This is a genomic window from Nonomuraea sp. B1E8, from assembly GCF_039871515.1.
In the GTDB taxonomy this organism is placed as follows: domain Bacteria; phylum Actinomycetota; class Actinomycetes; order Streptosporangiales; family Streptosporangiaceae; genus Nonomuraea.
The window spans coordinates 1-14084 of the sequence record NZ_JBDPLS010000021.1; the positions used below are offsets into that span (position 1 = coordinate 1).

Genomic DNA, 14084 nt, shown 5'->3' on the forward strand with positions numbered 1-14084 from the left:
TAACAATCGTGTGTGTGTTCTATACGGCGGTCCGCCTGGTGGCGAATCGCCTCACCCTGCCCTGCTCCGCAGGAGACCGATTCCTCCCCCGCCTGAAGGCGGGGGTCTCCTCGGAGGTATCCGATGAACCGCTTGAAAGACGCGACGAGCCCCTACCTGCTCCAGCACGCGGACAACCCCGTCGACTGGCATCCGTGGGGCGAGGAGGCGTTCGCGGAGGCCAGGCGCCGCGACGTGCCGCTGCTCATCAGCGTGGGCTATTCGGCGTGCCACTGGTGTCACGTCATGGCCCACGAGAGCTTCGAGGACGCCGAGACCGCACGGCTCATGAACGAGCACTTCGTCAACATCAAGGTCGACCGCGAGGAGCGGCCCGACGTCGACGCCGTCTACATGGGCGCCACGCAGGCCATGACGCACCAGGGCGGCTGGCCGATGACGGTGTTCGCGACGCCGGACGGGCACCCGTTCTACTGCGGTACCTACTTCCCGCGCCCGCACTTCCAGCGCCTGCTCACCGAGGTGCACCGCGTGTGGACGGGCGACAAGGAGAGCCTGCTGCGGCAGGGCGCGAAGGTCGTGGAGGCGCTCAACACGCACACCACGCTGCCCAGCGGCCCGCTGCCGGACGCCGACACGCTCGACCGCGCGATCGCCAACCTGCGCGAGACCTTCGACGCCGCGAACGGCGGGTTCGGCGGGGCGCCCAAGTTCCCGCCGTCCATGGTGCTGGAGTTCCTGCTGCGCTCCGGGGAGCGCGAGATGAGCGGGCAGACCCTGGAGGCCATGGCCCGCGGCGGCATGTACGACCAGCTCGGCGGCGGGTTCGCCCGCTACAGCGTGGACGCGGAGTGGGTCGTGCCGCACTTCGAGAAGATGCTCTACGACAACGCCCTGCTGCTGCGCGTCTACACCCACTGGTGGAAGGCGGGCGGCGGCGAGCCGGCCAGGCGGGTCGCGCTGGAGACGGCCGGCTGGCTGCTGCGCGAGATGCGCACGCCCGAGGGCGGTTTCGCCTCGGCGCTCGACGCCGACAGCGAGGGCGTGGAGGGCAAGTTCTACGTCTGGACGCCCGAGGAGTTGCGCGCCGTGCTCGGCGACGACGACGGCCGGTGGGCCGCCGGGCTGTTCGACGTGACCGGCACGTTCGAGCACGGCACGTCCGTGCTGCAGCTGCCGGACGACCCCGGCGACCCCGCCCGCTACGCGAGCGTCCGCGAGCGGCTGCTGGCCGCCAGGGAGCGGCGCGTGCGCCCGGGGCGCGACGACAAGGTCGTGGCCTCCTGGAACGGCCTGGCCATCGCCGCGCTGGCGGAGACCGGCCTGGTGTTCGAGCGGCCCGAGCTCGTCGCCGCCGCCACCGACGCGGCGGGCCTGCTCGCCGGCACCCACGTGGTGGACGGCAGGCTGCTGCGTACCTCGCGCGACGGCCGCGCCGGCACGAACGACGGGGTGCTCGACGACTACGCCAACCTGGCAGAAGGCCTGATCACGCTGTACGGCGTCACCGGCGAGGCCAGGTGGCTCCGGCTGGCCGGCACGCTGCTCGACACCGTGCTCGACGGCTTCGCCGACGGCGCGGGAGGCTTCTACGACACGGCCGACGACGCGGAGCGGCTGTTCCAGCGCCCCCAGGACCCTACCGACAACGCCACCCCCTCAGGCCAGTACGCCGCCGCGGGCGCGCTGCTCTCCTACGGGGCGCTGACCGGCTCCACCAGGCACCGGGAGGCCGCCCACGCCGCGCTGGGCACCGTGTCCGTGCTGGCGGACCAGCACGCCCGGTTCGCCGGCTGGGGGCTGGCGGTGGCGCGCGCGGCGCTCGACGGGCCCGTCGAGGTGGCCGTCGTCGGGCCGCCCGACGACCCGCGCACGGCCGCGCTGCACCGCGCTGCGCTGCTCGCCGACGTGCCGGGCGTGGTGGTCGCGCTCGGCGACGGCGACGGCGACCGCGGCTCCGGCGATCCGCTCGTGCCCCGGCAGGCGTACCCCGCCCTGCTGGAGGGGCGGCAGCCGGTCGGCGAGGCACCCGCGGCCTACGTGTGCCGGGGCTTCACCTGCCGGATGCCCGTCACCACGGTCGAGGACCTCCGGGCCGAGCTGGCCGGCTGACACCGTCGCACCGGCCGGACACCTGGTGGGCGGGTTGGACGGCTTAGTTGGCGGGTGATCGGCCGGCGCGGTCGTCGGGGCGGGCGCCCCTGTTGGCGGGCGCGTCGGCGGAGGCGTCGTCCTGCCGTCCCAGCGGCTGCTCGGGCAGCAGCGCGGGCGGGTCGTCGGACGGCTCGTCCGGCCGGCTCTCCTGCCGGTCGCCGTCGGGCTCCTCCGTGGCCGACGGGTCGTCGGTGAGCGGCGGCGCGGTGATCTCCGGCTCGGACGTGTCCCCGTCGTCGGGGTTCACCGGGGGCGTGTCCTCCTGCTCGGGCGCGTCACCGTCGTCGGTGGGCGCCGAGTAGTCGTAGCCGTAGCCGAGGTCGGACGGCTCGGGGAACTCCTCGACCGGCTTGCCCTCCATCGCCTCGGTCATGAACGCCCGCCAGATCTGCGCCGGCAGCTGCCCGCCGAACTGCGTGCCGTAGCCGGGGATGGTGACGGTGGCGTTGTCGTCGCGGAACATGGTGACCGCCGCCGCGAGCTGCGGGGTGAAGCCGTTGAACCAGACCGACTTCGACTTGTCCGTGGTGCCCGTCTTGCCGGCCACCGGACGATCGTAGAGCCTGGCCGCCGCGCCGGTGCCGTACTTCACGACCTGCTGCATCGCGTACGTGGTGTCGGCGGCGGCCTGCTCGCCGATCACCCGGGTCGAGGCCGGCTTGACGACCTCCTCGCGGCCCTCGGCGTCGGTGACGGACCTGACCACGTGGGCCTCCATGTGCACGCCCTCGTTGGCGAACGTGGAGAACCCGGAGGCGTTCTGGACGGCGCTGACCGAGGCCACGCCGAGCGGGAACGACGCGGCGGTCTTGTGCCGGTCGAGCTGGGAGGCGGGGATGCCGGCCGCCTCGGCGACCTCGGCGACCTTGTCCAGGCCCACCTTCTGGCCGAGGTCGACGAACGCGGTGTTGACGGAGTTCTGGGTGGCGCTGATCAGGTTGATCTGGCCGTACGAGCGCCCGCTGTCGTTGGGGATCGGTTTGGACGCCGAGGCGACCTGCAGCGGCGAGTTGCCGTCGACCCGGGTGGACAGGTCGAACCCGTTGTCCAGGGCGGCCGCCAGGGTGTACGGCTTGAACGTCGAGCCGGCCATGACCTTGGCCGAGAACGCGCTGTCGTAGTAGGCCGACTGGGAGGGCCGGCCGCCGTAGAAGGCGACGACCTCGCCCGTCGCGGGGTCGACGGCCGCCAGCCCGGTGCGCACCTTCTCCGGTGTGGCGTCGGGCAGCGCGTTCGTGACCGCCCGTTTGGCCGCCTGCATGAGCTTCTTGTCGAACGTGGAGACGATCTTGAGCCCGCCGGAGTTGATGTCCTCGTCGCTGTAGCCGCGCCGGTTGAGCTCGGCGGTGACCTGCTCCAGCATGTACTGGGCCTGGCCCTTGAGCTCGAACGGCTTCTTCGGCGCGGCGAGGCCGGGGAACCGCTGGGCGGCGACCTGCTGGGGCGTGAGCGCGCCGGTCTGCCCCATGGCGTCGATCACCGACTTCCAGCGGGCCCTGGCGGCGGCGAGGTCGGGGCCCTTGGGCGCGGCGAAGCGGCTGGGCTGCTGGATGACGGAGGCGAGATAGGCGCCCTCGGCCACGCTCAGCTCGCCGACGTCCTTGCCGAAGTAGGCCCGGGCGGCCGACTGGACGCCGTTCGCGCCGCGGCCGAAGTAGATCGTGTTGAGATATTGCTCCAGCACCCAGTCCTTCGGCTTGGACTGGTCGACCTTCATCGCGATGAGGATCTCTTTGAACTTGCGGGTGACGGAACGTTCCTGGCTGAGCCCGCTGTAGTAGTTGCGCACGAGCTGCTGGGTGATCGTCGAGCCGCCCTGGAGCTGCTGCCCGGTGACGGTCGACCAGACGGCCCTGGCGGTGCCCTTGACCGAGACGCCGGCGTCTTCGTAGAACGAGCGGTTCTCGGCGGCGATGACCGCGGCGCGTACGTGCCGGGGCACCTGGGCCAGCTCGACCTTCTTGCGGTCGACGCCCTGCCGGGCGAGCACGGTCTTGCCGTCGCGGTAATAGATCACTGAGCCTTGTGCGGTGGCCTGTTTCTGGGTGCTGTCGGGAATTGGCGTCATCGCCCACGCGATGGCAAAAAGTCCGACAAGTACGAGGATTGCGGCGCCGAAAGAAATGGCCAGAAGTCGGAGAATCCGCCGTTTTCGCATCCTGTTTCCACCACCGCTCCGCACTCTCGACCCCCTTAGTCACGTGCCGCCCGACCCCCCGCAAGCAGGGCGAATGTCAAGGTTAAACGGTCGATGACGGTGCCTCGTCCCCAAGCGATAGTACGGCTAGCGCGCCCCATGCCGCGGAACATCGGCGACCAATGGCAACACTCGGTAGGGAACCGGGGTGTCAAGGGCGATGATCGAATTAGTCCTCAGCACGCCGTGGACATCGACGATCTGATCGATGACGCGCTGCAGATCGGCGTTGGTCCGCGCCACCACGCGGCAGAGCAGGTCGCTGTCGCCGGTGATCGTGTGCACCTCCAGAACTTCGGGGATGCGGGCGAGCCGGTCGGCCACGGGGTCGTGCCCCGCGACCTGCCTGATCTCCATGCTGACGAACGCCGTCACGTCATATCCGAGCGCCGCCGGAGAAACGTCGGGCCCGAACCCGGTGACCACGCCCCGGGCGACCAGCCGGTCCAGCCGGGCCTGGACCGTGCCACGCGCCACGCCGAGCCGTCGCGAGCATTCGAGCACGCCCAGCCGTGGCTCGGCCGTCAGGAGGGCGATCAGTCGGGCGTCCAGGTCATCGATCGTCATACTGTACAGATTTACCCGACATCGCCCATGGCTGCTAGGCAGATTGTCCACCGTACGAGGTAACTCTTGCGCAACTCGTCTAGGAATATCGAGAGTTGGAGCTATGAATGATGTCTTTCCGGTTAACGGCATGGACGCCGTCGTGTTCGCCGTCGGCAACGCCAAGCAGGCAGCCCACTACTACTCGACCGCTTTCGGCATGAAGCTGGTGGCCTACCGGGGGCCGGAGAACGGTAGCCCCGACGTGGCCGCGTACGTGCTGACCTCGGGGAGCGCCACGTTCGAGTTCCGGGCCTCGATCAGGCCGGGCACCGACGTGGCGCGGCACGTCGCCGAGCACGGCGACGGGGTGATCGACCTGGCCATCCAGGTGCCCGATGTGGAGGCGGCCTACGCCCACGCGGTCGCCCACGGGGCCGAGGGGCTGGCGGAGCCGTACACGTTGGAGGACGAGCACGGCAAGGTGTTGCTCGCGGCCATCGCCACCTACGGCGAGACGCGGCACACGCTGGTCGACAGGTCCAACTACGGCGGCCCCTACCTGCCCGGCTACGCTCCGGCCGAGCCTCTGGTGGCGCCGCCCGCGACCAAGGGCGGGCGGCTGTTCCAGGCCGTGGACCACTGCGTCGGCAACGTCGAGCTGGGCAAGATGGACGAGTGGGTGGAGTTCTACCGCAAGGTCATGGGCTTCACGAACATGGCGGAGTTCATCGGCGACGACATCGCCACCGAATACTCGGCGCTCATGTCCAAGGTCGTGGCCGACGGCACGCGGAAGGTCAAGTTCCCGCTGAACGAGCCGGCCGTCAGCCGCAAGAAGTCGCAGATCGATGAATATCTGGAGTTCTACCGCGGCCCGGGCGTGCAGCACATCGCGCTGGCCACCAACGACATCCTCACGACGGTCGACCACATGCGGGCCGGCGGCGTGCAGTTCCTCGACACGCCCGCCTCCTACTACGACGACCCCGAGCTGCGGGCGCGCATCGGCGAGGTGCGGGCGCCGATCGAGGAGCTGAAGAAGCGCGGGATCCTCGTGGACCGCGACGAGGACGGCTATCTGCTGCAGATCTTCACCAAGCCCGTGCAGGACCGGCCCACGGTCTTCTTCGAGCTCATCGAGCGGCACGGCTCGCTCGGATTCGGCAAGGGCAACTTCAAGGCGCTCTTCGAGGCCATCGAGCGCGAGCAGGAACGCAGGGGCAACCTTTAGTTTGTCCCGACCCGGTGGTGGCCATCAGGACTCCATGGGATCGCAGCCACCGGGGCTGGCGGGACGGTGGCGGCGGTTGTTCGCCGGCCTTCTCGACTGGCTCATCGTCAACGTCGCCACCGCCCCCTTCACCTGGACGAGCTGGGAATACGCCTGGGACGGCGCCGGGGGCGGCTGGGAGCGCTATCCGGTGGAGCACACCTTCGCGGCCGGACTCGTGGCTTTCCTCTACTTCTGGCTCCTGCATGCCTTCTGGAATGGTCAGACGCTGGGCAAGAAGCTCTTCGGAATCCGCGTCGTGCAGGAGAACGGGGCCAAGATAGGCGTGGGACAGGCCGCGATCAGGCAGGCCGTGATGAGCGCACTCGCCTGGGCCTGCTGCGTCGGCCTCCTCCTCGACCTTGCCTGGATCCTCTTCGACCCCCGGAAGCAGGCCATCCACGACAAGGTCGCGAGGACGGTCGTCGTCCTCACCTGACTCACCGTAGGATTCTCGTCACGATGCGAAGGGGGCTCGTTCGCCCATGCGACAACACAGGCGCGCGATCGCGCTGCTGGTGACGTTCGCCAGCCTCCTGGCCTGCTCGCCCGCGGAAGCGCCGGCGGCGGCCGGGCACCGGCCGGGCGCGTCCGGCATCGGCGACACCGACTTCCCCGACGACGGCAACGGCGGCTACGACGTCAGCCACTACGACCTCGCCATCGACTACACCCCCGCGACCAGGCGGCTGGACGGCGTTGCCACCATCAAGGCCGGCGCCACCCAGGGCCTGTCGAGCTTCAACCTCGACCTGCTCGGGCTCGACGTGCGCCAGGTCACGGTCAACGGCTCCCCCGCCACGTTCACCCACCGGGGCGGCGAGCTGAGCGTGCGGCCGGCCAAGCCGATCGACGACCGCGCGGCGTTCACCGTGATGGTCCGCTACTCCGGCCGGCCCCAGCCGGCCACGAGCACCACCAACCTCGGCACGTTCGGGTTCATCCCGACCGCCGACGGCGCGTTCGTGGCCTCCGAGCCCAACGGCTCCAAGACCTGGTTCCCCAGCAACGACCACCCCTCCGACAAGGCCACGTTCGCGTTCACGATCACCGTGCCGGCCGGGGTCACCGCGCTGGCCAACGGCGAGCTGACCGGCGAGCCCGCGACGTCCGGCGGCAGGACCACCTTCCGGTGGAGCGAGCGCCATCCGATGGCGACCTACCTGGCGACGGCCACGATGGGCACGTTCAAGCTGCGCGAGGGCAGCACGCCCGCGGGCGTGCCCAACCTCGCCGCCGCCGACCCCCGGTTCGCCTCCTCCCTCGACAAGCTCTACAAGGCCTCCGGTGAGATCACCGACTACTGGTCCACGGTCTTCGGCCCCTACCCGTTCGCCTCGACCGGCGGCGTGGTCGACGACTACGCCGCCGGCTACGCGCTGGAGAACCAGACCAAGCCGCTCTACGGCGGCTTCGACCCCCCCGAAAGCATCATCGCCCACGAGCTGGCGCACCAGTGGTTCGGCAACAGCCTGACCATCCGCCGCTGGAAGGACCTCTGGCTCAACGAGGGGTTCGCCACCTACGCCGAGTGGCTGTGGTCCGAGCACAAAGGCAAGAAAACCGCCGACGAGATCTTCAAGGACCATCACAGCCGCCCCGCCGGCGACCCGATGTGGAAATACCCGCCGGGGCGGGCCAAGCCCGACGACCTGTTCAACCAGTCCGTCTACACCCGCGGCGGCATGACGCTGCACGCCCTGCGGCGGGCCGTCGGCGACGACACGTTCTTCAAACTGCTCAAGGCGTGGGCCGCCGACAACCGTTACGGTCATGTCACCACGGAGAAGTTCATCGAGCTGGCCGAGCGGATGTCGGGCAAAGACCTCAAACCCCTCTTCGCCGCCTGGCTCTACCAACCCCGCCGCCCCGCCTGACCCCGGGCCGCCGGGAAACGCTTCTCGTCGCTCCGTCCAAGTACGGATGTAAGGGCGAACGACGAAGGGAGCGAGGCCAGTGCGCCTCAACGAAGACCCTGCGGCCTTTGAGGCCTTCTATCGCCGCCACGTCGATGCCGTCATGAAGTTCGTGGTCCGGCGGGTGAGCGATCCTCACCTCGCCGCCGACCTGACGGCGGACATCTTCCTGGCGGCCCTCGACTCGGCGCACGCTTACGTGCCCGGCAGGGGCAGCGAGATCGCATGGCTGTACGGCGTCGCGCGCAACGTCGTGTCGGCACGGCATCGCCAGGCGGCCAGAGAGACGCGGGCGGCCGGCCGCGTCGCGGGCCGCCGGCTGATGGACGACGACGATCTCGTTCGGATGGAGGAGCGGATCGACGCCGAGCGCCAGATGCGCGGCGCTCTGGAGGCCATGCGTGGTCTGCCGGAGGGCGAACGCGCGGTGCTGGAGCTCGTCGTGATCGATCAGCTCACCGTCACCGAGGCCGCGAAGGCTCTGGGCATCAAGCAGGTGACCGCACGAGTCAGACTGCATCGGGCCCGGCGTGCCCTGGAAAACGTCGCTTCGCCATCGACCGTGTACCTGGAAGGACACGCATGAGCACCTTCGAAGAGCGCCTTCTCAGTGCACTCAAGGAAGAGATCACGACAAGGACGGCGGAGGACGAGATGACGACTGTGACACCGGTTCGGCGTAGCTCCCGGCGGCGCTTCTTCGGGCTGTCCGCCGCGGTGGCGGGGGCCGCGGCGGCCACCACGGCTGTGGTGATGCTGACCGGGATGACCGGCAGCCCGGCCTACGCGGTGACCACGGCCGCCGACGGCGGAGTGCGGGTGCAGATCAACGAGCTGACCGATCCGGAGGGACTGCAGTCCGAGCTGGCCGGCGCGGGGGTGAAGGCCGTGGTCGACTACCTGCCGTTCGGGCAGACCTGCGAGGGGTCCCGTGGCCAGGCGGGATCCGTGAAGGGGCAACTCGCGGTGAGCGTCGGCAAGGCGGGGGACGGCATCTCGTTCTCGATAGAGAAGGGGCAGGTGCCCGCGGGCGAGACACTCGTCCTGGCCGTCACCAAGGCCAGGGAGGGCGACGACAAGCCGCCGGTCGCGACTCATCTGCAGGTGGTCAGGGGCTCCGTCGTCCCCTGCCAGGCGACCTCGATGTCCATCCCGTCCCCCGGCGCGGACGACACGGGTGAGCGAGGAACGAACGACACGGGCAGGAACGACACGGGCACGAACGAGGACGAAGGGCCGAGCCTCTCGACCAAGACGGAGGGCCGTGACGCGGGGCCCCACCTCGACCCCAAGACCAGGTAACGCACCTTGCGCGGCCGGCGATCCCTCACACTGAACCATTCGCCGGCCCGTTCCCCGGCCCGGCGGTCCTCCCGAGCAGAAGGGCCGCCGGGCCTTTCACGTGCTCCAGTAGCTGTCCGTCGCGAGGATCAACGCGGCGGCTCCCACCAGCCCGGCCTCCTGACCGAGAGCGGCGGGCACGACCTTGACCCGGCGGGCGAACTCCACCCTGGCGTGCTCGCGCAGCGCCTCCTCCAAGGGGCCGAACAGCGGCTCGCCGGCCTGGGACAATCCGCCGCCGATGGTGACGAGGTCCAGGTCGCACAGGTGGGTCGCGGAGGCGATGGCGAGGCCGATCGCGCGACCGGCCCGGCTCATCGCCCGCAGCGCGACCGGGTCCCCGGCCAGCGCGTCGGCCGCCAGCGCCCTCCCGGTAACGGCCCGATCCTCCCGATAAGCCGCCCCGGCGTCCCACACCGCCCCGTTACCGGGCCGCGACGCGTCCCCACCCGGTCGCGGCACTTGCGGAGGTCCGTCCGCCGGGGCGGCTCCGGGGGTCCAGCCCTGGGCCAGGGCCCAGTCGGTGAGGGCGGGGCCGCGGGCGACGGCCTCCAGGCAACCGTGGCCGCCGCAACCGCAGCGCGGCCCGCCCACCGGCTCGACCACCACGTGCCCGATGTGCCCGGCGTTGCCCGTCCTGCCGTTCACCAGCCTGCCGTTCAGGATGAGCCCGCCCCCCACCCCGGTCGAGACGACCATGCCCAGCATGTCGGCGACGCCCCGCCCGGCCCCTTTCCAGTGTTCCGCCACGGCCAGGCAGATCGCGTCGTTGTGGAGGCGTACCGGTAAATCGGGGAAACGCGCGGCCAGCCGAGCGCGCAGGGGGAAGCCGCGCCAGGCGGGGATGTTCAGCGGCGAGACCTCGCCCTCGGGCCAGCGCATCGGCCCGCCACACCCCACCCCCACTCCTTCGACCCGCCGCGACAGCGGCTCGATGAGGTCCACGAGGGTCTTCCACAGGGTTCCGGCGTCCGTGTCCTGCGGGGTAGCGGCGCGCCGGGCCTCGACCACCGTGCCGTCGTGGGCGACCAGGCCCGCGGCCATCTTGGTGCCGCCCACGTCGATCGCGAGGATCACGGACGGCCCGCCGTACGGCTCATGGCCCGCCCGCCGTGTTGGAGAACACCAGGACGGAGGCGGTGAAGCCGTGCACGTGGTTGTGGCCCGCGACGGGGCCGACCTCGCCGGCCGCGAAGAAGCCCGCCACGCCGATGGGTCCCAGCGTGTCGCGCAGGGCGACCGGGTCGTGGTCGGCGGTGCCGAACATGGCCGAGCCCCGGCCGTTGCAGGAGAACAGCAGCGCCCCGTCCACCTTGCCGATCTCCTCGCGGTGGGCGTCGAGCAGGTCATAGAGGTCCTCGTCGGCGGTGGCCGCGTCGCGCACCTGGAAGCGCACGGTCCTGCCGATCTCCACGATGTCGCCGATGGCCACGGCCTCACGTTCGGGATCGATGCCGATGACCCCTCTGATGAGGAAGTCTCCGCGTTCGTGGCGTTCGGCGTATTCGTCCATCGCCACGCCGATCTGCAACCCGGAGGCCACCAGCTCGCGGTCGTCCTCGTCCAGCTCGCTGACGATGTCCTCGAGCCGGGCCAGCGCGGGCTGCCCGGCCAGTTCGAGCAGCAGGTTCTCTTCCGCCGCCGTGACCACCATGCTGGGGCCGATCGGGCGGCAACCCTGGCTCACCACGGTGCTGATCTTCACCTGCCCGCTGATGAGCACGCCGATCGCGCCCTCGGAGTAGATCTCTCCGTCGGCGAACAACCGTACGGAGCCCCGCCCCTGCAGCCCGTTGGCGAGCCCGCCGATCAGCGGCAGGTCGCCCAGCACGTCGGCCGAGCGCTCGACGAAGGCATCGGTCGGGAACGTGTACGGATCGGCCAGCAAAATCGCCACATGGTCGTCCCCGTTGCGCTCCGGCAGCCCGACCACCACGAACCTGTCCTCGGCGGCCAGCGTCTCCAGCGCGAACGTGGTCAGTCTCGCCCCGTCCAGGGTCGCGGCCCAGGCGCTCACGGAGGGCGTCAGCTCCACTCCCTGCCCGTCGCCGATCACTCCCGTGGCGCTGCATCCGATCACGTGTGCTTCGGGCGCGAGCTTCATCGCGGCCTCGCCGGCGCGTGCGACGTCGTCAGGATCGTCGCCGCAGATGAAGAAGCAGACCAGGTCGGCTTGGCCGCTGAGCCTCGACAGTGCCCGGCCGACGGCACTCTCCGCGGCCTCCACCAGGTCGGAACCCACGGCGAGGCCGTCGGCGAAGCGGCTTGTCATCAAGGCCACGCGTCTCGCCTCCCCTCGACATGTCCAAGTCCCTAGGCCCGATTCTCCCCACTAAAGGGACAAGCACGCGCACGAACCGTCACGCAATAGTCAAGATCCGAAATCTCCGCCAGATGCGAAAGACTCTGCCGCATTCCGCGCGGGGGACGTAGTCTCGATCCCGTGCATCAGCCACGTATTCTCCGCACGTTGCGAGAGAGCGGCCACGTTCATCGCACCGTCAAAGCCGAGGTCCGGGAAAACCTGCTGGCCAAGCTGCGGGCGGGTGAGCCCCGCTTCCCCGGCATCGTCGGCTTCGACGACTCCGTGCTCCCCCACCTCGAACGGGCCCTGCTGGCCGGCCACGACCTGGTCCTGCTGGGCGAGCGCGGCCAGGGCAAGACCCGGCTCATCCGCACCGTCACCGGGCTGCTCGACGAGTGGACGCCGGTCGTCGAGGGCTGCGAGATCAACGACCACCCGTACGCACCGGCCTGCACGCGCTGCCAGGCGCTGGCGCGCGAGCTGGGCGACGAGCTGCCGGTCGCGTGGAAACACCGGGACGAGCGCTACGGCGAGAAGCTCGCCACACCCGACACCTCCGTGGGCGACCTGATCGGCGACGTCGACCCGATCAAGATCGCCGAGGGGCGAACGCTCGGCGACCCCGAGACGGTCCACTACGGCCTGGTCCCGCGCACCAACCGCGGCGTGTTCTCCGTCAACGAGCTGCCCGACCTGGCCGAGCGCATCCAGGTGTCGCTGCTCAACGTGCTGGAGGAGCGCGACATCCAGGTGCGCGGCTACAACCTGCGGCTGCCGCTCGACATCCTGCTCATCGCCAGTGCCAACCCCGAGGACTACACCAACAGGGGCCGGATCATCACGCCGCTGAAAGACCGGTTCGGCGCCGAGATCCGCACCCACTACCCGCTGACGGTCGAGGACGAGCTGACGCTGATCCGCCAGGAGTCGATGCCCGACATCGGGGCCGACATCCCCGAGCACCTGGTCGAGGTGATCGCCAGGTTCACCCGGCTGGTCCGCGAGTCGACCGCGGTCGACGCCCGGTCCGGCGTGTCCGCGCGGTTCTCGATCGCGGCCGCCGAGACGGCGGCGGCCTCGGCGGTGCGCAGGGCGGCCCTCGCGGGCGAGGAGCAGGCCGTCGCGCGCGTGGTCGACCTGGCCTGCGTGGTCCACAGCCTGCGGGGCAAGGTGGAGTTCGAGGTCAGCGAGGAGGGCCGGGAGACCGAGATCCTGGCCCACCTGCTGCGCAGGGCGACAGCGGAGACGTTCAGGAGCCGGCTGGGCGGCATGGACCTGTCGCCGGTGACCGACAAGTTCGCCGAGGGCAACCAGGTGGAGTCGGGCGAGTTGGTCCCCGCCGGGGAGTTGCTGCACCGGATCGGGCCGGTCACCGGGCTGGCGAAGGTCATGTCGAGGCTCGGCATGGGCGCGGGCGAGGAGTCGCCGGGTCATGCGGCGGCGGCCCTGGAGTTCGCGCTCGAAGGCCTCTATCTCATGCGCCGCCTGTCCAAGGAGGACCTTGACGGAGTGACCGTCTACCGGACGTGAACATCTGGGCGGTCTCCCGCGTCTTACGTGATAGCAGCTCACGACGTCGGGGGAGACCGTCCATGCGCCCGCTTGCCTGTGCCACCGCAGCCGCTCTCGTTCTGTACGGCATCGCCGCGCCCGCCGAGGCCGCCACCACCAAGACCGTTTACGGGTACGCCTGGCCCGACGGCCAGGGCCGCCTGCGCATCGTGCCCCAATCCGCTTCGTTCGTGAAGCAGAGGGGTTTCCTGGGCTACCGCCTCAAGGCGGCCCCGGGCGCCAAGGAGCTCAGGCTCGACTACTCCAGGGCCGCCTACGGGCGGATCACGGTCGCCTGCGACCTGAAGGAGACCGAGGGCCGGGTGGCCGTCGACCGCAAAGGGCTCGGGCGCACCAGGTGCTCGCCCCGCGACCTGTCCACCGGCCTCGGCCGCGGCCCCCTACCCGTGCGCGTCGAGCACCGTGGGGGCAAGGCCACCAGGATCAACGAGTTCGTGGTCGCCGACCGGCCTGACCAGCGCACCGCGCGCGGCACGATCAAGCGGATCGACGACACCACCGTCGTGTTCGCGTCCGGCGGGAAGAAGCTCAAGCTGGGCTACACGTACGCCACGAGCTTCTACCGCACCACCGCCCAGTGCGCGAGCGGCTGGCTCGCGGGCCGGCCGGTCAACGCGGACGCCAACGGCCTGGGCAAGAAGCCGTGCACCCCGGCCGACCTGACGAAGGCGCTCAGGTCGCTCCGCCACCCCGTGCTGGTGAAGATCGAGTACACCCCCGGAGCCGACTCCCTCGACCAGGTATGGGAGGTTTTCGGGGACGCGTGACCGCGCTTGTGGG

At 70.3% G+C, this 14084-nt stretch carries 12 protein-coding genes; 8 read left to right on the top strand and 4 right to left on the bottom strand.

Annotation, left to right across the window (positions count from 1 at the left end):
- Window positions 1–123: 123 nt before the first annotated feature.
- Entirely contained in the window at window positions 124–2112 is a 1989-nt protein-coding gene (locus ABGA98_RS42095; RefSeq protein WP_347624084.1) for a thioredoxin domain-containing protein, read from the top strand.
- Between the two features lie 43 nt (window positions 2113–2155).
- On the opposite strand, the gene ABGA98_RS42100 is transcribed toward ABGA98_RS42095, so the two are convergent.
- A complete protein-coding gene (locus tag ABGA98_RS42100) occupies window positions 2156–4222 on the bottom strand; it encodes a transglycosylase domain-containing protein (protein WP_347624085.1) in 2067 nt (688 codons plus the stop codon).
- A gap of 216 nt (window positions 4223–4438) precedes the next feature.
- Window positions 4439–4918: an Lrp/AsnC family transcriptional regulator gene (locus tag ABGA98_RS42105; protein ID WP_347624086.1), complete on the bottom strand. Its 480-nt coding sequence runs from the start codon at window positions 4916–4918 to the stop codon at window positions 4439–4441.
- A gap of 103 nt (window positions 4919–5021) precedes the next feature.
- On the opposite strand from ABGA98_RS42105, the gene hppD reads away from it, so the two are divergent.
- The 5 genes from hppD (at window position 5022) to ABGA98_RS42130 (ending at window position 9388) form a co-directional block, all read left to right on the top strand.
- Window positions 5022–6131: a 4-hydroxyphenylpyruvate dioxygenase gene (gene hppD / locus ABGA98_RS42110; protein ID WP_347624087.1), complete on the top strand. Its 1110-nt coding sequence runs from the start codon at window positions 5022–5024 to the stop codon at window positions 6129–6131.
- 34 nt (window positions 6132–6165) lie between these two features.
- Window positions 6166–6609: an RDD family protein gene (locus tag ABGA98_RS42115; protein WP_347624088.1), complete on the top strand. Its 444-nt coding sequence runs from the start codon at window positions 6166–6168 to the stop codon at window positions 6607–6609.
- A gap of 46 nt (window positions 6610–6655) precedes the next feature.
- Window positions 6656–8047 carry a M1 family metallopeptidase gene (locus ABGA98_RS42120; protein ID WP_347624089.1) on the top strand — a complete coding sequence of 464 codons (1392 nt, stop codon included), beginning with the start codon at window positions 6656–6658 and terminating at the stop codon, window positions 8045–8047.
- A 79-nt stretch (window positions 8048–8126) separates the two neighbouring features.
- The gene (locus ABGA98_RS42125) at window positions 8127–8672 is read left to right on the top strand and encodes an RNA polymerase sigma factor (protein WP_347624090.1); all 546 of its coding nucleotides are present in this window, start codon (window positions 8127–8129) and stop codon (window positions 8670–8672) included.
- Between the two features lie 68 nt (window positions 8673–8740).
- A complete protein-coding gene (locus ABGA98_RS42130) occupies window positions 8741–9388 on the top strand; it encodes a hypothetical protein (protein ID WP_347624091.1) in 648 nt (215 codons plus the stop codon).
- A gap of 96 nt (window positions 9389–9484) precedes the next feature.
- Here ABGA98_RS42130 and ABGA98_RS42135 read toward each other — a convergent pair whose 3' ends face one another.
- Entirely contained in the window at window positions 9485–10504 is a 1020-nt protein-coding gene (locus ABGA98_RS42135) for an ROK family protein (protein ID WP_347624092.1), read from the bottom strand.
- A gap of 19 nt (window positions 10505–10523) precedes the next feature.
- Window positions 10524–11699, bottom strand: a complete 1176-nt coding sequence (locus ABGA98_RS42140) for an FIST N-terminal domain-containing protein (protein WP_347624190.1) — start codon at window positions 11697–11699, stop codon at window positions 10524–10526.
- Window positions 11700–11870: 171 nt separating this feature from the next.
- On the opposite strand from ABGA98_RS42140, the gene ABGA98_RS42145 reads away from it, so the two are divergent.
- Window positions 11871–13262: a sigma 54-interacting transcriptional regulator gene (locus ABGA98_RS42145; RefSeq protein WP_347624093.1), complete on the top strand. Its 1392-nt coding sequence runs from the start codon at window positions 11871–11873 to the stop codon at window positions 13260–13262.
- 62 nt (window positions 13263–13324) lie between these two features.
- A complete protein-coding gene (locus ABGA98_RS42150; protein WP_347624094.1) occupies window positions 13325–14071 on the top strand; it encodes a hypothetical protein in 747 nt (248 codons plus the stop codon).
- Window positions 14072–14084 lie beyond the last annotated feature (13 nt).

What these genes read in the sequence shown, in the direction of transcription:
- ABGA98_RS42105 (WP_347624086.1), bottom strand. Translation starts at nt 4,918, where the DNA reads ATGACGATCGATGACCTGGACGCCCGACTGATCGCCCTCCTGACGGCC.
- ABGA98_RS42150 (WP_347624094.1), top strand. Translation starts at nt 13,325, where the DNA reads ATGCGCCCGCTTGCCTGTGCCACCGCAGCCGCTCTCGTTCTGTACGGC.
- ABGA98_RS42095 (WP_347624084.1), top strand. Translation starts at nt 124, where the DNA reads ATGAACCGCTTGAAAGACGCGACGAGCCCCTACCTGCTCCAGCACGCG.
- hppD (WP_347624087.1), top strand. Translation starts at nt 5,022, where the DNA reads ATGAATGATGTCTTTCCGGTTAACGGCATGGACGCCGTCGTGTTCGCC.
- ABGA98_RS42115 (WP_347624088.1), top strand. Translation starts at nt 6,166, where the DNA reads ATGGGATCGCAGCCACCGGGGCTGGCGGGACGGTGGCGGCGGTTGTTC.
- ABGA98_RS42120 (WP_347624089.1), top strand. Translation starts at nt 6,656, where the DNA reads ATGCGACAACACAGGCGCGCGATCGCGCTGCTGGTGACGTTCGCCAGC.
- ABGA98_RS42100 (WP_347624085.1), bottom strand. Translation starts at nt 4,222, where the DNA reads ATGACGCCAATTCCCGACAGCACCCAGAAACAGGCCACCGCACAAGGC.
- ABGA98_RS42130 (WP_347624091.1), top strand. Translation starts at nt 8,741, where the DNA reads ATGACGACTGTGACACCGGTTCGGCGTAGCTCCCGGCGGCGCTTCTTC.
- ABGA98_RS42140 (WP_347624190.1), bottom strand. Translation starts at nt 11,699, where the DNA reads ATGACAAGCCGCTTCGCCGACGGCCTCGCCGTGGGTTCCGACCTGGTG.